The organism is Shewanella sp. Scap07 (assembly GCF_013394145.1).
In the GTDB taxonomy this organism is placed as follows: Bacteria; Pseudomonadota; Gammaproteobacteria; order Enterobacterales; family Shewanellaceae; genus Shewanella; species Shewanella waksmanii.
Map to the genome: position 1 here is coordinate 456,054 of NZ_CP041329.1, position 24,637 is coordinate 480,690.

A 24,637-nucleotide genomic window follows, 5' to 3' on the forward strand; every position below is an offset into this window, starting at 1 on the left:
CCTAACTACTCCAATCTTAATATAGGCATACGCAAGCGCTCTACGCCTAATCTGTCTTTGAGTTCGTTCCATTTAGCGAGCCGCTTTGAAGAGCCCGCTAGAACACCTCGTCCTTTTTCTTTGTTAAGCCATAACTGTCGACCGTTGAAACTGTACACTGGAATGAGATCAGTGCGCTGTGTTGCCGGCTTAATTTTTCTATCTAAATTGTCTAAAACTAAAGGGATAGCTCCAGGAGTTTCGTAGTACGCCAATACCATATGGTATTGATTAACACTGGTGGCCTTAACCATAGTGATGCGTAACTTATCTTCAGGTACACCCAGTTGCAGCAAAGTGAAGTATTTTGCAATGGAGAAGTCTTCACAATCACCGCCATTGACGCCAATAAACTCCATAGGAGTAGCCCAATAGTTGGCTTCTCCCCAGAGTTTGATGTCATCCACAAAGCGAAAAAGGTTAAAAAAGTTATTCACTTTAGTGACCTTATCGATTTCGCTCAGTGTTTTTGCTTCTTCTAAAACGTTGAACCAGGCATTAACACGTTTACCCGCGCGTTCACCATAACGAGACTCTAACGTTGTTATGATATGACTGGCATCAAGCTCTTGTGTCGGAGAAGCATAAAGACATGATATGCCTAAAGTCAGTGCCACTAAGCTCAGCTGGCAAACTTTCTTTGACTGACTATATAGGCGCAATCTAGTTTTCATGTTCTCCGACTATTTTCATTATTTCACTTCTTCATCAACGGTATAAATATGCCATTTCATATCTGCACTTGTATCCGTACCGGTCACCTCGGCAATCACGCGGCGATTACGCTTGTGTGCCATGGGGGTATGGGTAGGATCAACTGGTCGATCATAGCTATATCCAATAGCGGTGAGTCTATCTGATGCGATATCAAATCGCTCTGACAGCGCTGCAATCACCGCGTTGGCCCTATTTTGAGATAAGGCTAGGTTATGATCATATGACCCCGTTTTACTACAATGACCTTCAATGGTCACCTTAGTATTGGGGTATTGACGCATAAATACCGCAATTTGCTCAACTTGGTCGTAATATTGGTCATCAATAAAATACGAGTCATTCGCGAATAAGATTTTCAGCTCATGACGCTCGTTGATGGGGGCAACTTTACCGCAGCCATAATTATCAATGGTGGCACCCATGACTGTATCGTTACAGCGCTCTCGAGCCACAATGACACCGTCACGATCGTTATCATTAAGGTCATGTACTTGAGAGGTTGATTGGTCCATTGTGACCACGTCTCGCATTGAGCAACCGCTGATGATGGTCATACCTATGAGTAAGGTGGTTAACGTCTTCATTGTGGCACTCCTCCTTCATAATCACGTTCGCCGGCCCAAACATCAGGCGCGGTGACACGTAATGATTCAAGTAAACGCCCGGTAGCGTTCAAGATTCGGTACTCTGCAATAATCTCATCGTACTCGGTTTCTAGGTAGTCCTTGCGTGCTTCAAAGAGTTCGTTTTCGGTATCAAGTAAATCAAGCAAAGTACGTTGGCCTAAATTAAATTGCTGGCTATATGCAACTTGGGTGTCTTTTGCTGCAACCACATGATCACGAATAAAGGCCTTTTGTGGAGCCAATAACTCATAGGCGTTCCAAGCTAAGTTAACACCTTCAACAACTTGGCGATGGGCCCGTTGACGGATCTCTTTAGCTTCTCCGACCTTATAAGCCGCTTCTTTCTCTCTGGCTAAGTCTTTACCACCGGCAAACAAGTTGTACTTGAGTCGCACCATCGCGACGAGGTCATTGCTATGACCGCCAACATTCTGTGATGCAAACTGTGAGTAGCCATCTTCGCCGTCGAGGTTATTGTTCCAGTTACCGTCTAGTTCTAATGTCACTGTTGGATAGTAGTTAGATTGCGCTGAAGAACGCTCATTTTGCGCCGCCATAATATCACTAGAAGCAGACTTCAAAATGGGGTGATTGTCCTGCGCTAGGGTGACGCTGCTATCGAGATCGACCGGCAGCATTTCATCATCAGGCACAGGCACAATGAGTGCTTCTGGCTGTTGTTCAACAATGCGAACAAATTGCGCCTTGGCATCAAAAAAGTTATTTTTTGCTGAAATGACGTTGGCGTTTGCACGGGCTAAACGGCCAGTAATTTGCGACAAATCGGCAATAGAACCTAGACCTGAGTCAGTGCGTTGCTTGATTTGATCATAAATCTCTTTATGGCTATTAAGGTTTTTCTCGGCAAGCTTTAATACCTGTTCGGTACGAATGTAGTTGACGTAGACCTTAGCAACATCGAGCGCCATATCTTCAGCTGCAGCAAACAGTGCCCACTGCTCAGCACTGGCTTCGAAGCTATATCTGTCGACTTCACTGGCAGTATAAAAACCGTCAAATAGCATCTGTTTGATACTAAAACCGGCTTCGCCCCTTTCAAGCTCAATTACACCATCCTCGTCGACATCACCTTGATTGGCTTTACGGCGAGTGGATGGACTATTGGTTTGTTCCCAACCATAACCTGCTGAAATATCAACGGTTGGCATATAACCCGCAATGGCTTGGTTGACCTGTTCTTCACGTGCTTTAAATCGATTAAAAGCAATGCGAATTTCAGGATTGGTGTCGAGTGTATGGGCAACAGCTTGCTCCAGTGTTTGACTAGATGCAGTTGTTGGTATCATCAGCGCGCTTATCGCCAGCGCAATAGCACTTCCTTTTAGTTGTTGAACAGTTTTCATGTTCATGGTTAACCCCCCTGGTTAGATCCGTGAGTTTAGCGCTCACGAAGAGCCGTATCTTTGGCTCTTAAAATTGGATTAAGTATGTACTCCAGAACAGATCTCTGCCCAGTAATGACATCTACCGAAGTTAACATTCCCGGTATAATTGGCATCTGGGTTCCATCGTCTTTCGTCAAACTTGATAATTCAGTTCTAACCCTTACAAGATAGAAACTGTTTCCCTCTTCGTCCTGTGTTGTATCGGCACTAATGTGCTCCACAACGCCGTCTAATCCCCCATATCGGGTGAAGTCATAGGCCGTAACCTTGACCACGGCGGGTAAGCCAGGATGTAAAAAAGCAATATCTTTAGGTATGATTTTAGTTTCAATTAGCAGCTGGTCTTCTGAGGGCACAATTTCAATAATATCGACACCTGGTTGCACAACGCCGCCAAGTGTATTGATATGAACAGTTTTTATTGTGCCGTTTACAGGCGACACTATTTCAGCTTTGCTAACCTTATCTTGTGCACCTACCTGAGCTTCGCTCATTCGAGACAGTTTAGTTTGCATATCGTTAAGTTGCGTACGTGCTTCTGCTGCAAATACAAATACAGCTTCCCTACGTTTCAATATCGCTTCATCTTGAGATGCTTTAACTTTCGGTCTTAGTAGACGCAGTGTGGCAAGTTCTCCTCTTATATCGTTTACGGTTCTTTCTAGTTTGAGCAATTCAACTTCCGGCACGATACCCTTTTCCGCCAACGGGCGGGTAAGTTCAAGTTCACGTGACACAAGTTGAAAACTGGTGGTCAAAGTACTTATTTTAGACGCTAATTCTTGAGTTTCCTGCTGACGTTGCTGAATTTGTCTGGCTAAAATCTCTAATTGGTTACTGAGGTTATCCAGTCTGCCAGCGTATTCTTCAGATTGACGACGGGTGAGATCCGGTTGATCTTGAATCAAGGCGCTGGGGAATTGCAGTGGTATTTTGGCTATCTTGACCTGCTGCCGCCAGTCAGCCGCCATGTCAGAAATGGTGATGCTATTGAGTTCTGCACGCAGGCGAATCACGTTTGCCCGCAGGCTATCTACTTCTTGCTCTTGTTGGGCAAAATCAGAACGGAAGCGGGTATCATCAATGCGCACTAGAGGCTGCCCTTTAGTGACTAACATGCCTTCTTGCACATACAATTCTTGCATGATGCCACCATCTAGGCTTTGAATGACTTGCACTTGAGAGGATGGAATAACTTTGCCCATACCTGTGGTGACTTGGTCAAGCTCAGCTAAATAGGCCCAAATTGTAAAGCAAATGGCCATAGCAAATAGCGCCCATATAATCAGCCTATGACTGGTTGGGGCGTCAGTCATCATCGCACCATAGATATCATCAACCATATCTAAGTCGTGGGTAGTGAGATGCTTACTCATGACTCTTTCCTCCAGAAATTAATCCTTTGGAGAGTTTGTCGAGTACCTCAGCTTTAGGACCATCAGCGACCAAATGGCCACGATCAAGTACGATAATGCGATCAACCAAGTTAAGCAGGTGCATTTTATGGGTGATCAGCAGTAGCGTTCGGTCTTTACTGACATTTTTCATTGCATGAATGAATTGCTTTTCTGCGCGGGCATCTAAACTGGCTGTAGGCTCATCCATCAGCAATACTGGCGGATCGTTTAATGTCGCCCTAGCTAGCGCAACAGTTTGTCGTTGACCACGTGACAATGACTGGCCACCTTCGCCAACTTGAGTATCTAATCCTTCGGTTTCTATATCGGTAAATTGATAAACACCAGACAGTTGTACGGCGCGGATAAGTTGGTGCTCAGTGACCTGTCGGGTACCAAATAAAATGTTATCTCGAATAGAGCCGTGAAATAGGGTGATATCCTGCGGGAGATAGCCGAAATTGCGCCTAAGATCGGTTGGATGTATTTGCGCTGAATCTAAGCCGTCATAACGTAAACTGCCTTTAGTCGGTTGGAATAAGCCGACCAAGAGCTTGGCTAAGGTACTTTTTCCCGAACCGTTACGACCAATAATGGCAACACGCTCGCCGGGTTCAATCTTAATACTCAGCGGATGTAAAACCGGCTTTTCTGTGCCTGGGTAATTAAAGCCGATATGATCGGCGTTCAACTGACCTTTTAAACGTTGCTTGCTGACCAAGTGACCTTTGTTTTCGAATTCATCCTCTTCAGTCATGATTTGATCAAGCTGCCTTAAGGCGCTGGCAGTATGATTACCCCGGGTCATTAACCCGGCAAGTTGCGCCATAGGTGAAATAGCTCGGCTCGATAAAATAACCGCAGCAATGATGCCACCCATAGATATTTCATTATCCGCTACCCGATAAACCCCTAAAATCACGACACAGACAACGGATAGTTGTACGGTAAAATTGGCAATGTTGTTGACGGAAGTTGATAGCTTTTTAGACTTGAGCTGCCAGTTTGCGGTGTGGCCGATCATGTGTTGCCAACTTTTTTGCACTAATCCTTCTGCGCCACTCGATTTGATTGATTCAAGTGATGCCAGTGATTCAATTAAGTGGCCATGTTTTAAACTGGCGTATTTGTTACTTTCTTCTATTGCTGCTTTGAGTCTAGGCTGCACGGCTAAGGTGTAGGCGATAATGATGATACTGCCTATCAGTGGAATAAGTGCTAAATCACCGGCAACAACATAGATCACTAACATGAAAAATGCCGCAAACGGCAAATCGACTAAGGTAGTGATGGTGGCAGAGGTAAGAATTTCACGAATACTATCAAATTCGCCAAGTTGCCGCGCCATGCCGCCAACGCTAGGGGAGCGTTTTGCTAGCGGAATACCAATGGCTTTGGCGAACAATCGGGATGAAACAATGATATCAACTTTTTTGCCAGCCACATCGATGAGGTATGCCCTAAGCTGTCTCATGATTAAGTCGAATATGTAAGCGATGCCAGCACCGATAGCTAACACCCAAAGTGATTCGAAGGCTAGGTTGGGTACCACTTTGTCGTACACATTCATAATGAACAGTGGTGATACCAGTGCAAACAAGTTGACGAGCACCGAGGCGATGAGTGCATCGCGATATATGGGAGCTGAATCTTTTAACGTTTGTAGTAGCCAGTGACTTTGAGTATCGTGCTGATGTAAATCAAAGCCCATATCACCACGATACTGCTGTTTGACTAAAAACAGGTAACCGACATACAGGGCTTCTAGCTCTTCGAGTGACAGAATTTCTTCGCCACCAGTTTCTGGCATTTGTACCACAGCCCGATCATTGTCGATATCCAATTCACGTAATAAACAGGCTTTTTGATCTTTAAGTAGTAATATACAAGGTAAAAAAATCCCGGAGATTTGGTCTAATCCTTTACGGGTCAATTTGGCTGTAAGTCCGGCACGACCGGCAGCTTGTGGCACTAAGTCTGGCGAAAGGACGGTGCCGGACAACGGTAAACCCGCTGCAAGAGATTCACTCGAACAGGGGCTGCCGAAATATTCAGTCAAAAGCACGAGACTGTCTAACAAGGGGTCAACATTCACACGTTGTGATGCCGAAATTGTCCATTGTTCAGTTTTTTGAGACGCTGACGCAGTCATCTTAAAAACTTATCCTTAAGATTTTATTATATATTTGTAACTGAATTATTAATCAAAATGGCCTGTATTGCTACAGGCCATTGTTCAAATAGCATATTTTCTACGGAATCATATGCTGGATATTATCGTCATTATCGTTACCCGTTGGGCTATTTTCAGTTGCAGAAAATGGCTGTTGGGCGTTATTTGTGGCAACACCATCAACTATTAATGGACCATCACCGTTATTGCCCAATAAGCCATTAATAATAGCTGCGTCACTATTGCCATAAGCGGTTTCTAAGTTCACACCGTCCAATACAATTTCTTGGTCAATGCTTCCGTCATTATTCGCATCTATCTTAATGGTTGTGGTGCCATTATTCGTTTCGAAGCTTAGGTAGTCAGCCAAGTTCCCGGCATTCTCACCTTGTAATAAATCACTCAGATCGAGCTTGTCATTACTTAGGTCAAAGTCGGTAATATGATCTTCTCCGGTGTCACCTTCATGCCAAACAAAGGTATCAACATCGGTATCGGCTACGCCTAATTCACCACCGGTTAGAGTATCGTCACCTAATCCACCAATTATGGTATCGGCGCCATCTCCACCAATAAGTGTATCGCCACCACCTTGACCAAATAGCATATCGCTACCGTCGCCACCCGATAATGTATCGCCACCATCATCGGTACGCGATATATCAAACTCATCGGGGTTAGCAAGGACATAGTCATGGACATCTTTAACAGATAGAGAGTCTGGCGTTACGGATAGCTGCAATGCCACATATTTTTGTAGCGCTGCATAACCCTGACCATCAATGTTGTCGGCAGAGAACTCGACTAAGTCACCAAAGATAATGTCATTACCGTCACCACCATCTACCGTATCATCACCCTGAACCAGAAGTTGTTCAGAACCTAGGATGATAGCGGCTAAATCAGAGACGTTAATATTGCTCAGTGCATTGCCGTCAGAGTCATAAGGGTTAAGATCATCAAGATCAATTCCCGAACCTAGTCCAAGCGCTTCAACCTCAGATAAGTTACTCAATACCGTAAACGCGGCTTGCGCTTCTGAAGTCGAGCCTGAGTCACTGGTAATATATGACACAAAGTAATCACCATTAACATCAGTGCGTAGTGTACCCACTTGATAACTTTCCCACTCGCCATCATCGCGATACCAATAATTGATATTGCCATACTCATCTACGATGGTGCGATTGTTGTACTTCAATTCCTGACCTGGTTGGTAGCCAGCGATTAGCTCATTCAAATAGACGTTGTTACCTTGACCTGGTCCGTTGTATACCATGACTTCATCAAGATCTTTGTCAATAGTATGGTTATTTGGCTTACCATCTGTAATGAAGTAAGTCAGGTTAGTTCCATCATTGGTCGATGCTGAACCATTGTTAAACCAATCGATTGCCGTTTCAAAGGCTGATTCATAGTTAGTCCGGCCGCCACTGCTCATGGTATCCAGAATATTACCGAGAACGGTCAGAGCGTTACTGTCAGCAAGATTAACGGCAACATTAGCTTTTGTTCCAGTGTCAAAGTCGACAAGTAGAATATTTACAATCCCTGACGAGCCTTGACCTACACTGGCTTTAAGGGTGCTGAACACAGTGGCCAGCTCAGTTTTTGCTGTACTGACGTTGCTGCTGCCCATACTGCCCGAGGTATCAACAATAAAGGCGATATTGTAATTTTCACCTTGAACAATCTGTATGCCCGTGGTGTCGCCAACTATGATGTCGTTGTTATCACCGCCATCAATGACATTGTTGCCATCGGTGCCATCTTCATATTCGTAGGCACGAATTGAAATTCCGACACCCGTAGTGGTAGTCGTGGCGTTACCATTACTGTCTTCAGTGCTGGTAACACTGATGTTCATGGTAAACTCTTGAGCACCTGAGTAGTCTTCAGGCACTTGCAGTTTCAGTCCGACTAACTCGGCTTGAGTCAATGTCCAGGTATTGGTTGCAACATCATAGCTACCGGCTGAAAGTACCAGCCCGGCAGGAATATCAGTGATTGTGATATCAGAGAGTGATTCACTGCCATCGGTATCTGCTAAGTCTGCAGAAATATCTAATGCTATCTCTTTGGTTTGCACTTGCGTAATTGAGCCATCTGGGTTGACCTGATAAATACCGTCGGCAAACACCAAACGTTCAACTTCATACAAATGGTCTCCGGCTTCCAAATCAGCTGTATTGACCGAGCTTGCATCAATATTACGGCTATCGTTAATAAGCAGATATGGCGGCACTGCATGGTCGTAATGATTGGTAATGGTGTAGTCGGCAAAGTTACCCGTGTAGAACGCGGTATCGGTACCAGCACCACCATATATTGAGTCATTCTGACCGCCACCAACAAAAATATCATCGCCAGCACCACCGATTAAGTTGTCAGCTAAGTTGCCGCCGATCAAGATATCATCGCCGCTGCCAGCTTCTAGCACTGAGGTGTCATTGACATCACTATTGGAGATAAAGTTATTATCCGTTGAGCCACTTACAGATACTGCTCGTCCAGAATGTACATTGTCGACATTGACACCAAATACTGTGTCTCCAGCTTGAACATTGCCGGGTACGGTCGTATCAATAGGTGCTTTATCAATCCACACTAGATCGCCAGCGGATGCATTGAGGAGTGGGCTATCGGCTCGAGCATCAATATTGATGGTCATTGAAGACTGGTTGCTGTCTGAAGTACCATCGGTTGCTACATAATCAAAGCTTGCTAGTGCATCGCCGCGATTACCAAGACCACCTAGCGTGCCGTCAGCTTGGTCTTCTGCAGGCATAAAGCGCACATGACCATCATCAAACATCACTGATGTTAGTAGCATGCCTACCGTAACTGATTGCCATGTTGAGCCATTGTAATACTGCAACGTACCATTTGCTGCTTGCGGTAAGTTAACAGCTTTAATTGCTATATCCGCTTTGGCTGTATCGCTGTCAGTGACATTAAAGTCACTCCACTGCAGTATCAAGGCAGTATCTTCAATGCCATCAGCTGTACCGTCAGTGGTAACAGGCATAGCATCCACTTTAGGGGTCACAGAGAAGTGGCCAAGGCTATTATCGCCATCACCATCAGTAGCAACCACATTAAAGTCAATAGCGCCATCAGATGGGGCTGACATTGCTTGGTACTGGAAGAACTCCCATTGGCCTGTTGCAGGGGTAAATTCTACTTTAAAGATTAAGTCACCACCGGCGGTTTGACCCAACAAGGTATTATCTGTTTGGGTGATAATAATCGCCTCACCACTTGCAGTGGTTAAGGCATTTTCATCACTACCTGCAAATGCTAGTGAGCCAAATCCGTCTGCGCCCCACTCTACATCGACATTACCAGAAGCATAGCCAATAGCTTGATCGGTTACCCCGAGGAACTCGATAGAGGTGATGGTGAAATCACTATTGTCATCATCGTCATTAAGACCATTATCGGTTGCTCTAACAACTAATTGATCAAAGCCGCCTTCTAATACTTCAAATAAGGCTGCATAGTCGCCGTCTGATGCATCGGAGCTAAAGGTTTGGCTAGCTATCAATTGGCCATCACGGTAGAAGTCGACTACTCCCACTTCTAACTCGCCACCAAACATGGCAGAGAATTCCATCTTGATGCCATAAGCTACGGTGCCAGGGTCTAGAGTGATGACGATTTCTTCTGACGCTGATGAACCATCTGCAAATTCGCGGAAATCCACTTCGTTAGAGATATTGTGGTAAGGCGAATCGACACTGTTCACCCCGATTCCGCTGCCACTTCTATTTACCTGCGCAGCAACTAATGTCGAGTCTGTTGCAGAGGTAAAACCACGTGCGGTGACGGTAAAACCGTCAAAATCAAGTGAGTTGTGGTTGCTGTTTGATCCCGTAAACGAGAACTCACCTGTCAGTGTGTCAGGAATGTTATCGTCACTGACTACGACAGGTGCAGCATCAGTTACTTCAGGTGCATCATCTTCTACCGTCACAGTAAAGCTACTTGAAGCTGTACCACCATTACCATCATCAACATTGATACCAACAGTGATCGGTAAATCATCTTCCTCGGTTGTATCAGGGTGGTCGATAGGTGCAAGTATATTAACCGTATAATTCCACACATCAGGGCTGGCGTTGGTGGGTGATGTAAGTGCCACTGTCATAACAGCTGCATAGTCACTTTCGCCAATCGTACCGACGTAACCTGTTAGTGTTCCGTTATCCCATGACCATTGCAGCTCAACACCGCCAGAGTATATTCCTGCTGGGCCCGTCAGCTCAACAGTGACAGTATCACCATCGGTATCTGTGATAGTGACTGAACCTGTAGCTTGAACGTTATCAGTGGTGTCGTCTTCCCCAGTGTTATCGATTAGACCATCTGCTAGCCCTTCTTCCGATACTGCACTGTTAGTTGGGTTTTGAATAACAGGAGCATTGTTCTCAATAACCACATCTTGAGTAGCTTGAGCACTATTGCCTGCTGAATCAGTAACAGTGGCAGTGACGCTATAGGTTCCATCGGCCAGGACAGTACCTTGCAAGTCAACGCTCCAGTTGCCTTGTGCATCAATAACTAGACCGTTACCAACTGTATATTCAGTTCCTTCAATATTGACGACGAGTACATTTCCAGGTTCCATTTCAACAGTACCGAAGAAAATCAAAGTATTGTCATTGGTATTAAAATCACCAGCTATGCCAGTATCGTTCGTTATTCCGGTAATCGCGACTGTAGGTGCGGTCTCATCGGCAACGGTGGCGGTGTCGCTCGCTTGCTCTGAGGTGTTACCGGCTTCATCGGTTTGCGTGGCGGTGACGGTGATCGACTCACCTTCCGCAGGGGCGGATTCATCCCAAGTGATGACGCCATTACCATCGTAGGTGTAGCCGTTATACGTCAATACGCCGCTGCCGTTGTCAGTGAAGTCACTGAGGCGCAGCACAATGGCACTGCCGCCATTGACGGTGAGGGTGACAAAGCCCCCTTCAGCAAAGTCCGCATGGTTGATGTTGACCTGCAACTGCACGCCGTCATTGCCCAGCTCTGCTTGGGTGAGTGCGCCATCATCAGGGTTGTTATCATCCACAATCAAGACCGTTGGGGTATTCGGCTTGGTCTCATCGGCAACGGTGGCGGTGTCGCTCGCTTGCTCTGAGGTGTTACCGGCTTCATCGGTTTGGGTGGCGGTGACGGTGATCGACTCACCTTCCGCAGGGGCGGATTCATCCCAAGTGATGACGCCATTACCATCGTAGGTGTAGCCGTTATACGTCAGTACGCCGCTGCCGTTGTCAGTGAAGTCACTGAGGCGCAGCACAATGGCACTGCCGCCATTGACGGTGAGGGTGACAAAGCCCCCTTCAGCAAAGTCCGCATGGTTGATGTTGACCTGCAACTGCACGCCGTCATTGCCCAGCTCTGCTTGGGTGAGTGCGCCATCATCAGGGTTGTTATCATCCACAATCAAGACCGTTGGGGTATTCGGCTTGGTCTCATCGGCAACGGTGGCGGTGTCGCTCGCTTGCTCTGAGGTGTTACCGGCTTCATCGGTTTGGGTGGCGGTGACGGTGATCGACTCACCTTCCGCAGGGGCGGATTCATCCCAAGTGATGACGCCATTACCATCGTAGGTGTAGCCGTTATACGTCAATACGCCGCTGCCGTTGTCAGTGAAGTCACTGAGGCGCAGCACAATGGCACTGCCGCCATTGACGGTGAGGGTGACAAAGCCCCCTTCAGCAAAGTCCGCATGGTTGATGTTGACCTGCAACTGCACGCCGTCATTGCCCAGCTCTGCTTGGGTGAGTGCGCCATCATCAGGGTTGTTATCATCCACAATCAAGACCGTTGGGGTATTCGGCTTGGTCTCATCGGCAACGGTCGCGGTGTCGCTCGCTTGCTCTGAGGTGTTACCGGCTTCATCGGTTTGGGTGGCGGTGACGGTGATCGACTCACCTTCCGCAGGGGCGGATTCATCCCAAGTGATGACGCCATTACCATCGTAGGTGTAGCCGTTATACGTCAGTACGCCGCTGCCGTTGTCAGTGAAGTCACTGAGGCGCAGCACAATGGCACTGCCGCCATTGACGGTGAGGGTGACAAAGCCCCCTTCAGCAAAGTCCGCATGGTTGATGTTGACCTGCAACTGCACGCCGTCATTGCCCAGCTCTGCTTGGGTGAGTGCGCCATCATCAGGGTTGTTATCATCCACAATCAAGACCGTTGGGGTATTCGGCTTGGTCTCATCGGCAACGGTCGCGGTGTCGCTCGCTTGCTCTGAGGTGTTACCGGCTTCATCGGTTTGGGTGGCGGTGACGGTGATCGACTCACCTTCCGCAGGGGCGGATTCATCCCAAGTGATGACGCCATTACCATCGTAGGTGTAGCCGTTATACGTCAATACGCCGCTGCCGTTGTCAGTGAAGTCACTGAGGCGCAGCACAATGGCACTGCCGCCATTGACGGTGAGGGTGACAAAGCCCCCTTCAGCAAAGTCCGCATGGTTGATGTTGACCTGCAACTGCACGCCGTCATTGCCCAGCTCTGCTTGGGTGAGTGCGCCATCATCAGGGTTGTTATCATCCACAATCAAGACCGTTGGGGTATTCGGCTTGGTCTCATCGGCAACGGTCGCGGTGTCGCTCGCTTGCTCTGAGGTGTTACCGGCTTCATCGGTTTGGGTGGCGGTGACGGTGATCGACTCACCTTCCGCAGGGGCGGATTCATCCCAAGTGATGACGCCATTACCATCGTAGGTGTAGCCGTTATACGTCAGTACGCCGCTGCCGTTGTCAGTGAAGTCACTGAGGCGCAGCACAATGGCACTGCCGCCATTGACGGTGAGGGTGACAAAGCCCCCTTCAGCAAAGTCCGCATGGTTGATGTTGACCTGCAACTGCACGCCGTCATTGCCCAGCTCTGCTTGGGTGAGTGCGCCATCATCAGGGTTGTTATCATCCACAATCAAGACCGTTGGGGTATTCGGCTTGGTCTCATCGGCAACGGTGGCGGTGTCGCTCGCTTGCTCTGAGGTGTTACCGGCTTCATCGGTTTGGGTGGCGGTGACGGTGATCGACTCACCTTCCGCAGGGGCGGATTCATCCCAAGTGATGACGCCATTACCATCGTAGGTGTAGCCGTTATACGTCAATACGCCGCTGCCGTTGTCAGTGAAGTCACTGAGGCGCAGCACAATGGCACTGCCGCCATTGACGGTGAGGGTGACAAAGCCCCCTTCAGCAAAGTCCGCATGGTTGATGTTGACCTGCAACTGCACGCCGTCATTGCCCAGCTCTGCTTGGGTGAGTGCGCCATCATCAGGGTTGTTATCATCCACAATCAAGACCGTTGGGGTATTCGGCTTGGTCTCATCGGCAACGGTGGCGGTGTCGCTCGCTTGCTCTGAGGTGTTACCGGCTTCATCGGTTTGGGTGGCGGTGACGGTGATCGACTCACCTTCCGCAGGGGCGGATTCATCCCAAGTGATGACGCCATTACCATCGTAGGTGTAGCCGTTATACGTCAATACGCCGCTGCCGTTGTCAGTGAAGTCACTGAGGCGCAGCACAATGGCACTGCCGCCATTGACGGTGAGGGTGACAAAGCCCCCTTCAGCAAAGTCCGCATGGTTGATGTTGACCTGCAACTGCACGCCGTCATTGCCCAGCTCTGCTTGGGTGAGTGCGCCATCATCAGGGTTGTTATCATCCACAATCAAGACCGTTGGGGTATTCGGCTTGGTCTCATCGGCAACGGTCGCGGTGTCGCTCGCTTGCTCTGAGGTGTTACCGGCTTCATCGGTTTGGGTGGCGGTGACGGTGATCGACTCACCTTCCGCAGGGGCGGATTCATCCCAAGTGATGACGCCATTACCATCGTAGGTGTAGCCGTTATACGTCAATACGCCGCTGCCGTTGTCAGTGAAGTCACTGAGGCGCAGCACAATGGCACTGCCGCCATTGACGGTGAGGGTGACAAAGCCCCCTTCAGCAAAGTCCGCATGGTTGATGTTGACCTGCAACTGCACGCCGTCATTGCCCAGCTCTGCTTGGGTGAGTGCGCCATCATCAGGGTTGTTATCATCCACAATCAAGACCGTTGGGGTATTCGGCTTGGTCTCATCGGCAACGGTCGCGGTGTCGCTCGCTTGCTCTGAGGTGTTACCGGCTTCATCGGTTTGGGTGGCGGTGACGGTGATCGACTCACCTTCCGCAGGGGCGGATTCATCCCAAGTGATGACGCCATTACCATCGTAGGTGTAGCCGTTATACGTCAATACGCCGCTGCCGTTGTCAGTGAAGTCACTGAGGCGCAGCACAATGGCACTGCCGCCATTGACGGTGAGGGTGACAAAGCCCCCTTCAGCAAAGTCCGCATGGTTGATGTTGACCTGCAACTGCACGCCGTCATTGCCCAGCTCTGCTTGGGTGAGTGCGCCATCATCAGGGTTGTTATCATCCACAATCAAGACCGTTGGGGTATTCGGCTTGGTCTCATCGGCAACGGTCGCGGTGTCGCTCGCTTGCTCTGAGGTGTTACCGGCTTCATCGGTTTGGGTGGCGGTGACGGTGATCGACTCACCTTCCGCAGGGGCGGATTCATCCCAAGTGATGACGCCATTGCCATCGTAGGTGTAGCCGTTATACGTCAGTACGCCGCTGCCGTTGTCAGTGAAGTCACTGAGGCGCAGCACAATGGCACTGCCGCCATTGACGGTGAGGGTGACAAAGCCCCCTTCAGCAAAGTCCGCATGGTTGATGTTGACCTGCAACTGCACGCCGTCATTGCCCAGCTCTGCTTGGGTGAGTGCGCCATCATCAGGGTTGTTATCATCCACAATCAAGACCGTTGGGGTATTCGGCTTGGTCTCATCGGCAACGGTGGCGGTGTCGCTCGCTTGCTCTGAGGTGTTACCGGCTTCATCGGTTTGGGTGGCGGTGACGGTGATCGACTCACCTTCCGCAGGGGCGGATTCATCCCAAGTGATGACGCCATTACCATCGTAGGTGTAGCCGTTATACGTCAATACGCCGCTGCCGTTGTCAGTGAAGTCACTGAGGCGCAGCACAATGGCACTGCCGCCATTGACGGTGAGGGTGACAAAGCCCCCTTCAGCAAAGTCCGCATGGTTGATGTTGACCTGCAACTGCACGCCGTCATTGCCCAGCTCTGCTTGGGTGAGTGCGCCATCATCAGGGTTGTTATCATCCACAATCAAGACCGTTGGGGTATTCGGCTTGGTCTCATCGGCAACGGTGGCGGTGTCGCTCGCTTGCTCTGAGGTGTTACCGGCTTCATCGGTTTGGGTGGCGGTGACGGTGATCGACTCACCTTCCGCAGGGGCGGATTCATCCCAAGTGATGACGCCATTACCATCGTAGGTGTAGCCGTTATACGTCAGTACGCCGCTGCCGTTGTCAGTGAAGTCACTGAGGCGCAGCACAATGGCACTGCCGCCATTGACGGTGAGGGTGACAAAGCCCCCTTCAGCAAAGTCCGCATGGTTGATGTTGACCTGCAACTGCACGCCGTCATTGCCCAGCTCTGCTTGGGTGAGTGCGCCATCATCAGGGTTGTTATCATCCACAATCAAGACCGTTGGGGTATTCGGCTTGGTCTCATCGGCAACGGTCGCGGTGTCGCTCGCTTGCTCTGAGGTGTTACCGGCTTCATCGGTTTGGGTGGCGGTGACGGTGATCGACTCACCTTCCGCAGGGGCGGATTCATCCCAAGTGATGACGCCATTGCCATCGTAGGTGTAGCCGTTATACGTCAATACGCCGCTGCCGTTGTCAGTGAAGTCACTGAGGCGCAGCACAATGGCACTGCCGCCATTGACGGTGAGGGTGACAAAGCCCCCTTCAGCAAAGTCCGCATGGTTGATGTTGACCTGCAACTGCACGCCGTCATTGCCCAGCTCTGCTTGGGTGAGTGCGCCATCATCAGGGTTGTTATCATCCACAATCAAGACCGTTGGGGTATTCGGCTTGGTCTCATCGGCAACGGTCGCGGTGTCGCTCGCTTGCTCTGAGGTGTTACCGGCTTCATCGGTTTGGGTGGCGGTGACGGTGATCGACTCACCTTCCGCAGGGGCGGATTCATCCCAAGTGATGACGCCATTACCATCGTAGGTGTAGCCGTTATACGTCAGTACGCCGCTGCCGTTGTCAGTGAAGTCACTGAGGCGCAGCACAATGGCACTGCCGCCATTGACGGTGAGGGTGACAAAGCCCCCTTCAGCAAAGTCCGCATGGTTGATGTTGACCTGCAACTGCACGCCGTCATTGCCCAGCTCTGCTTGGGTGAGTGCGCCATCATCAGGGTTGTTATCATCCACAATCAAGACCGTTGGGGTATTCGGCTTGGTCTCATCGGCAACGGTGGCGGTGTCGCTCGCTTGCTCTGAGGTGTTACCGGCTTCATCGGTTTGGGTGGCGGTGACGGTGATCGACTCACCTTCCGCAGGGGCGGATTCATCCCAAGTGATGACGCCATTACCATCGTAGGTGTAGCCGTTATACGTCAATACGCCGCTGCCGTTGTCAGTGAAGTCACTGAGGCGCAGCACAATGGCACTGCCGCCATTGACGGTGAGGGTGACAAAGCCCCCTTCAGCAAAGTCCGCATGGTTGATGTTGACCTGCAACTGCACGCCGTCATTGCCCAGCTCTGCTTGGGTGAGTGCGCCATCATCAGGGTTGTTATCATCCACAATCAAGACCGTTGGGGTATTCGGCTTGGTCTCATCGGCAACGGTGGCGGTGTCGCTCGCTTGCTCTGAGGTGTTACCGGCTTCATCGGTTTGGGTGGCGGTGACGGTGATCGACTCACCTTCCGCAGGGGCGGATTCATCCCAAGTGATGACGCCATTACCATCGTAGGTGTAGCCGTTATACGTCAATACGCCGCTGCCGTTGTCAGTGAAGTCACTGAGGCGCAGCACAATGGCACTGCCGCCATTGACGGTGAGGGTGACAAAGCCCCCTTCAGCAAAGTCCGCATGGTTGATGTTGACCTGCAACTGCACGCCGTCATTGCCCAGCTCTGCTTGGGTGAGTGCGCCATCATCAGGGTTGTTATCATCCACAATCAAGACCGTTGGGGTATTCGGCTTGGTCTCATCGGCAACGGTCGCGGTGTCGCTCGCTTGCTCTGAGGTGTTACCGGCTTCATCGGTTTGGGTGGCGGTGACGGTGATCGACTCACCTTCCGCAGGGGCGGATTCATCCCAAGTGATGACGCCATTACCATCGTAGGTGTAGCCGTTATACGTCAATACGCCGCTGCCGTTGTCAGTGAAGTCACTGAGGCGCAGCACAATGGCACTGCCGCCATTGACGGTGAGGGTGACAAAGCCCCCTTCAGCAAAGTCCGCATGGTTGATGTTGACCTGCAACTGCACGCCGTCATTGCCCAGCTCTGCTTGGGTGAGTGCGCCATCATCAGGGTTGTTATCATCCACAATCAAGACCGTTGGGGTATTCGGCTTGGTCTCATCGGCAACGGTCGCGGTGTCGCTCGCTTGCTCTGAGGTGTTACCGGCTTCATCGGTTTGGGTGGCGGTGACGGTGATCGACTCACCTTCCGCAGGGGCGGATTCATCCCAAGTGATGACGCCATTACCATCGTAGGTGTAGCCGTTATACGTCAATACGCCGCTGCCGTTGTCAGTGAAGTCACTGAGGCGCAGCACAATGGCACTGCCGCCATTGACGGTGAGGGTGACAAAGCCCCCTTCAGCAAAGTCCGCATGGTTGATGTTGACCTGCAACTGCACGCCGTCATTGCCCAGCTCTGCTTGGGTGAGTGCGCCATCATCAGGGTTGTTATCATCCACAATCAAGACCGTTGGGGTATTCGGCTTGGTCTCATCGGCAACGGTCGCGGTGTCGCTCGCTTGCTCTGAGGTGTTACCGGCTTCATCGGTTTGGGTGGCGGTGACGGTGATCGACTCACCTTCCGCAGGGGCGGATTCATCCCAAGTGATGACGCCATTGCCATCGTAGGTGTAGCCGTTATACGTCAGTACGCCGCTGCCGTTGTCAGTGAAGTCACTGAGGCGCAGCACAATGGCACTGCCGCCATTGACGGTGAGGGTGACAAAGCCCCCTTCAGCAAAGTCCGCATGGTTGATGTTGACCTGCAACTGCACGCCGTCATTGCCCAGCTCTGCTTGGGTGAGTGCGCCATCATCAGGGTTGTTATCATCCACAATCAAGACCGTTGGGGTATTCGGGTAGTTACTATCAACAGTTGCAGTATCGCTATCAGAGCCTGAGGTGTTGCCGGCTAAATCAGTTTGTGTTGCTGTAACGGTGATGGTTTCGCCGTCAGCAGGAGTACTTTCTAGTAGATAGATCACCCCATTGTCATAGAAATAATTGGTAGCTGGTGAGCCATCACCGAACTGCAGCTGGCCATTCACAAGTTGTAGCTCAAATGATTCAGTACTATCGCCGTTCACGACGGTAATGGAGACTACACCTCCAGCCTCAAATTTCGTTCCATCAATGGCGATTGACACTTCAATACCGTCAAGGCCTTGAAGCTCTGCAATGGACAGTAGCTCATCATTATTGATGTCGCTCTCAATTGTGACAGTTGGTGAGCTGATCACAGAGGTATCAACAGTATAAGATTCAACATCCGTTGCAGTAGCACTATTACCCGCAGTATCGATAGCGGTGACACTGGCTGTAATTGAGTTGAGTTGAGCCGCTGTCAACCCACTGGCGTCGACAGTTGTGCTGAAGCCAAGTACACCTTCACCTAAATCGATAACTAATGCTGTTGCAATAACATTACCATCTAAGGTTAAGGTGACAATATCCCCGATTTGAACGTCGCCACCAACGGTACCCGATAATGTTACCATGGTGCCATTGCTGGCTTCGTCACTGTTGATTACATTGTCATCACCAATCACGATTGGGTTTAAATCTATGCTTGCAGCGATGGCTGTATCAACAGTTGCTGTATCGCTATCAGAGCCTGAGGTGTTGCCGGCTAAATTAGTTTGTGTTGCTGTAACAGTGATGGTTTCGCCATTAGCAGGAGTACTTTCTAGTAAATAGATAACCCCGTTACTGTATATGTAATCGGTGGCTGGTGAACCATCACCGAATTGGAGTTGGCCATTAACCAGCTGTAGCTCAAATGATTCAGTACTATCGCCGTTTACGACAGTAATGGAGACTACACCGCCAGCCTCAAATTTCGTTCCATCAATAGCGATTGACACTTCAATACCGTCAAGGCCTTGAAGCTCTGCAATAGACAGTAACTCATCATTGTTGATGTCGCTTTCAATCGTGACAGTTGGTGCATTGATGACTGAGGTGTCGACGCTGTAGGTTTCAGTGTCTGTGCTGGTAGTGCTATTACCCGCAGTATCGGTAGTTGTAACACTAGCAGTGATTGTGGTGAGTTGAGCCGCTGTCAATCCACTGGCGTCGACAGTTGTACTAAAGCCAAGCACGCCGTCACCTAAATCGATAACTAATGCTGTTGCAATGATATTACCATCTAAGGTTAAGGTGACAGTGTCACCGATTTGCACGTCGCCACCGACGGTACCCGATAATGTTACCATGGTGCCATTGCTGGCTTCGTCACTGTTGATTACATTGTCATCACCAATCACGATCGGGTTTAAATCTATGCTCGCTGCAATTGTAGTATCCAATACAGCAGAGTCGGATCCTGGTGCAGAAGTGTTGCCTGATTGATCTGTGATAGTAGCTGTCACTACGATTTCAGCACCCTCTTCTGGTCTGGGGAGAGTGATGTTCACATAACCATTGTCAATGTCTACTTGTGTCAGAATCATATCTGATCCGTTCACAGTTAGCGTATCACCAGCAACTGCTCCAGTACCTTCAAGACCAATAGTGACAGCAACTTCTGTAGCATCACCAATCTCTTGGTTGCTGATGAAAGCATCATTATTTTCATCCGTTGTAATCGTTACTTGAGGTGCGCCATCAGCGATTGGTGTCACAGTGAGGGTAAGTGCCGCACTTGCTCCTGTATTTGTTGTGTAGGTTATGGCAGGTACAGATCCGTTCCAGTTAGGTTCTGGTTGGAAAGTATATGAACCATTAGAGTTAATGGTCAATTGGCCACCATTGACCGTAACAGTGGTATTAGCTGAATACGTATTGCCTTCAACATTAAAGCTGACTACGGATAGGGCATTGTCAATATCACTATCATTGAGTAGTACATTTCCTGACCCGGTGGTATCTTCAGCAAAGGTATTGAAGTCATTTAAAGCATTAGTCGGATCATCAACCGGTAGTACAGAAATGGTTAAAGTCGCAGACACACCTGTATTGGTTGTGTAAGTGATTATTGGTACGCTACCATTCCAATCATTAGCTGGGATGAAGGTATAGTTGCCATTACTATTAATGGTTAAGGTGCCGCCTTCTACTGCTATTGAGCCACCGGCTGCAAGTGTTTGACCATTAACACTAAAGGTTGCGACGCTAAGTATATCGTCAATATCGTTGTCATTGCTTAGCACATTACCTGTTGCTACACCGCCTTCATTGATCACATTGAAGTCATTGTTTAGTTGACTAGGGTCATCTATAGGGGTGACTTCTAATGTCAGCGTAGCAGTTGAACCAGTATTGGTGGTGTAGGTGATAACAGGTAAAGCGCCGTTCCAGTTTTCATTTGGAGTAAATGTATAGCTACCATCTTCGTTAATAACTATTGAGCCGCTTTCTAGCTCTACAGTTGTACCTGCAGTGTAGCTTTGCCCATCGATTTCAAAACTGGCGACGGTGAGGTCATCATCCACATCAAAGTCATTGTCTAATACGTTGCCGGTTGCAATCGTATCTTCGTCAATCGTATTTGTGTCATTCTCTAGCACACTTGGGTCATCTACAGGGGTAACATCAAGTGTTAACGTCGCTGTAGAGCCAGTATTGGTGGTGTAAGTGATGACAGGTAAAACACCGTTCCAGTTTTCATTTGGTGTAAATGTATAGCTACCATCTTCGTTGATGATAAGTGTGCCACCTGCGAGCTGAGCCGCAGCTCCAGCAGGGTAACCTTGGCCATCGACTTCAAAACCTGCAATGGTTAGATCATTATCAACATCGGAGTCGTTGTCTAAGACATTGCCAACAGCAACAGTATCTTCATCGATGGTTTGTATGTCATCGGCAAGTACACTTTCGTCATCGACGGCTTCGACTTGGATGGTTAGCGTTGCGCTATATCCAGTATTGGTTGTGTAAGTGATAACAGGAACGTTGCCATTCCAGTTTTCGTTTGGTGTGAAGGTATAGCTACCATCTTCGTTGATAACTAAGACACCGCCCTCTAAAGTAACAGAGTCTCCGGCGTTGTATTGCTCACCATTAACTTCAAACGTTGCAACAGTGAGTACATCATCACCGTCGCTATCATTATCTAATACGTTGCCAGTTGCGATGCTGTCTTCTTCAATAACTGAAACATCGTCAATTAATACTGAGGCTAAATCGTACTCCTCAGTGGTTGTTGCGGTTCCATAAACATCGCCTGGACCATAACCATATACTACAGCGTCGACAATCGTGTCACTGTCTAAGACAAGCTCACTACCCTCTACTTGAATAGAGAAGTTGCCATTGGCGTCCATCACCGTTTGATAATTTTGGCCGTTAATGGTGACGACTACGATGCCCACTCCAATGGCGGCATCGGCAGTAACCGTACCGGTTACAGTAATAAGCTGCTCGCCTTCTTCAGTCGTGATGACGTTATCACCTGTGATAGGGTCTAAATCAATACTAATCGCAGTGTTACTAGGCAAATCGTTGTCGAATATCCGCAAAGTGCCTTGAGGATCCGTGAGCAATGCGTTAGTTGGATTGGTCAAGTTGATTAACGCAAACTCTGGGTTGTCGGTTTCAATAATTAAGTCATCGACAATTGGCACATTAATGAACGCTGTGGTTTCCCCTGGCTGGAACGTTACCGTACCAGAGACATTAATGAAATCTTCACCAAATAGCGCTGTTAGCTCTTGAGAGCTGAAGTCGACGGTGACAACTTCGCTACTTGGGCTGCTTAACGTTAGAGTGAAGGTGGCAAACTCCATGCCTTCGATAGCGATTGCATAGTCAATGTCGATAATCGGCAAGTTATTACCCGACCCACCATCATTATCAAAGATCGCAAACTGTAGGACTTCGTCATAGAAGTTCTCGCCGGTGACATCGGCCCTAAAATACTCAGTTGGTTCTACATGAGCATCATCAAAGATTGGCACGCGGATCAGTACCGCTTCATTGCCTGCTGCTAAAGTAAAGCCAAAGATCGGACGAGGAATTGTGCCGCTATAATCAATGGATTCAACTGTCATCGTTTGCCAAGTAATACCGCCATCGTTTGAATATTCGATAGGAACGATGTAATCGTCGGCATACTCTGCAATTGGGAAACCCAGTTGCTCACTAAGTAATTCACTGGTGAAGTTAATAAATAGCTCTTGATCTTCATCAAATACCAGCTGGCTATTAAGCGCAAACTGATTAAAGCCAACATCTTCTAATACATCAGGAATATCAGCAGATAAGTGGGATTTGAACTGATCTTGCGTCGATGAAGTTACTTCTCTAAATGCCGTCCAATCTTCAACACGATAGTCTATTGATAAGTTTTCGAGATCGTACTGATTGATGCCATCATTAAGAATGATTTCGTAGTTACCGTCACCGAGATCGACTAAGGTACCAATATCAGCAAACTCTGCGCCTAATTGGACGTTTTTAACCACGAGGTTTTCGGTGATCACCTGATGGCCAACGGCGCCGGCAAGCAGATCGTCACTTGAAAATGTAATCTTTCCATCTAATTCATTGTAATTGTAGGTAATCAACCCACCTGGTACTTCAATAATATCGGCAAGACGGTCATCATGAGACCCAGGAGCACGATCGCCAGCAAGCTCATCAATGGTATCGGCAACATGCTGCATAGCAATGGTTTCGAAGATGTTTTCACCGGTTTCACTTAGCTCTGATTCGCGGGTGAAAATGATGCCTAATTCGTTGAGAACCATCGACAGCATTTCCTTACCTGCCGTCGCCAAATTTAATGGTTGACCTGTGGTAGGGTCGACATAATTTGCCAGTGCATCATGGACTGCACTGAGAATATTAATGTTGTTGGCAAATGCACTATCGGTATTAATCAAGCTATTGGTTTGCAGTACACCGTCATCAACACCGTCACTTAGATCGCTATCTAATGCTTGTAAAAAGATCGCCATATTCTCAACATAGTTGAGGTTTGAATCTGATAGCGCAGTGCCAGCAATGTCTTGTAAAAACAGTATTTCACCTTGAATAACATCGGCGCTGAATTCAGCAATAATCACGCCCCCGATGGAAAAGGTAACAGTGTCTCCCGCATTGTATGCAAAGGAGCCTGCAGGGCCTAAATCTCCGGTGAAACCTGTTAAACCGGATGAAGTGGTATAGGCCACGCCGTTGACAAAGCTATCGGTAAACTGAGCAATGTTGTAGCCAACTGTATCTAGCGGGGCAGGGGCAATAGATAACGCTGCAGTGGGGGCTGCTGCATCAAAGCTAGTATCATATTGCGCTGCGGCTTGGGTTTCAGAGCCGTCTCTAGATAATGAAACGAAATCTGAACCACCTTCGTTACCTGTGGCTCCACCGGCTGCGGTATCAGGTAGCTCAGCGGTTGGGTCTTCACCAGATGCAATAAGCGCCTGTAGTTGCTCGATCTCATCAAGGGCGGCTAAATCTTCGGGTATTTCACCTAGGTCAACTTGGGCTGAGCTGGTCTCATTGCTAGAGAAAGCGCTGCCATCGTCATAAGCGATCTCTAACTGACTATCATCAGTAAAATCAATAACGGCACCCGGAACAAGTATCTCGCCTTGCTCAATAGGCCGTTGTTGACCGTTGATTGTGACTGTCGCTGTGCCGTTGACAAGTGTAACTTGTCCTTGTTTTTCAATAGTTAGAGTACTCATAGCTGCCCCCGAGCAGTGTGACCTTAAAGTGCAAATTATGTGCTATTTTAAGGATGAAATTTTACAGGTTGACTACAAATTTTAACAATCGTATTTGCTCAAGTCAATTTTTTGACATCGCTGAAACCTAGCTGTGACGGGGCTTTGCAACTAAAGTGCTACGGTATTTGGCGCTCTTTAGGTCAACCACTATATGTAGTGGTTTGGTTTTATATTTTACCTAGAGAAAAGCGAAAAAAATTACCTGAATTTGGCTCATTTTCTTCAAAATTGTTGCTTAA

At 48.6% G+C, this 24,637-nt stretch carries 6 protein-coding genes; all 6 read right to left on the reverse strand.

The features are described 5' to 3' along the window. Positions 1–5: 5 nt before the first annotated feature. Positions 6–713, reverse strand: coding sequence for a transglutaminase-like cysteine peptidase (locus FLM48_RS02250; protein WP_179023162.1), 708 nt, complete (start codon positions 711–713; stop codon positions 6–8). 18 nt (positions 714–731) lie between these two features. Next, positions 732–1,340 (reverse strand): OmpA family protein, encoded by a 609-nt coding sequence (locus FLM48_RS02255; RefSeq protein ID WP_028773628.1) that lies wholly within the window; start codon positions 1,338–1,340, stop codon positions 732–734. Further along, positions 1,337–2,752, reverse strand: a complete 1,416-nt coding sequence (locus FLM48_RS02260) for a TolC family outer membrane protein (protein WP_179023163.1) — start codon at positions 2,750–2,752, stop codon at positions 1,337–1,339. The genes FLM48_RS02255 and FLM48_RS02260 overlap by 4 nt, the downstream gene beginning before the upstream one ends. 29 nt (positions 2,753–2,781) lie before the next feature. Next, positions 2,782–4,164, reverse strand: coding sequence for an HlyD family type I secretion periplasmic adaptor subunit (locus tag FLM48_RS02265; RefSeq protein WP_028773626.1), 1,383 nt, complete (start codon positions 4,162–4,164; stop codon positions 2,782–2,784). Further along, on the reverse strand, positions 4,157–6,337 hold the full coding sequence (locus FLM48_RS02270; RefSeq protein WP_179023165.1) for a type I secretion system permease/ATPase: 2,181 nt from the start codon (positions 6,335–6,337) through the stop codon (positions 4,157–4,159). Before FLM48_RS02270 ends, FLM48_RS02265 begins: the two co-directional genes overlap by 8 nt. A 100-nt stretch (positions 6,338–6,437) precedes the next feature. After that, positions 6,438–24,356 (reverse strand): Ig-like domain-containing protein, encoded by a 17,919-nt coding sequence (locus tag FLM48_RS02275; RefSeq protein ID WP_179023167.1) that lies wholly within the window; start codon positions 24,354–24,356, stop codon positions 6,438–6,440. Between the last annotated feature and the right edge of the window lie 281 nt (positions 24,357–24,637).

Coding starts and splice junctions, on each gene's coding strand:
- FLM48_RS02250 (WP_179023162.1), bottom strand. CDS start 713: ATGAAAACTAGATTGCGCCTATATAGTCAGTCAAAGAAAGTTTGCCAG.
- FLM48_RS02255 (WP_028773628.1), bottom strand. CDS start 1,340: ATGAAGACGTTAACCACCTTACTCATAGGTATGACCATCATCAGCGGT.
- FLM48_RS02260 (WP_179023163.1), bottom strand. CDS start 2,752: ATGAACATGAAAACTGTTCAACAACTAAAAGGAAGTGCTATTGCGCTG.
- FLM48_RS02265 (WP_028773626.1), bottom strand. CDS start 4,164: ATGAGTAAGCATCTCACTACCCACGACTTAGATATGGTTGATGATATC.
- FLM48_RS02270 (WP_179023165.1), bottom strand. CDS start 6,337: ATGACTGCGTCAGCGTCTCAAAAAACTGAACAATGGACAATTTCGGCA.
- FLM48_RS02275 (WP_179023167.1), bottom strand. CDS start 24,356: ATGAGTACTCTAACTATTGAAAAACAAGGACAAGTTACACTTGTCAAC.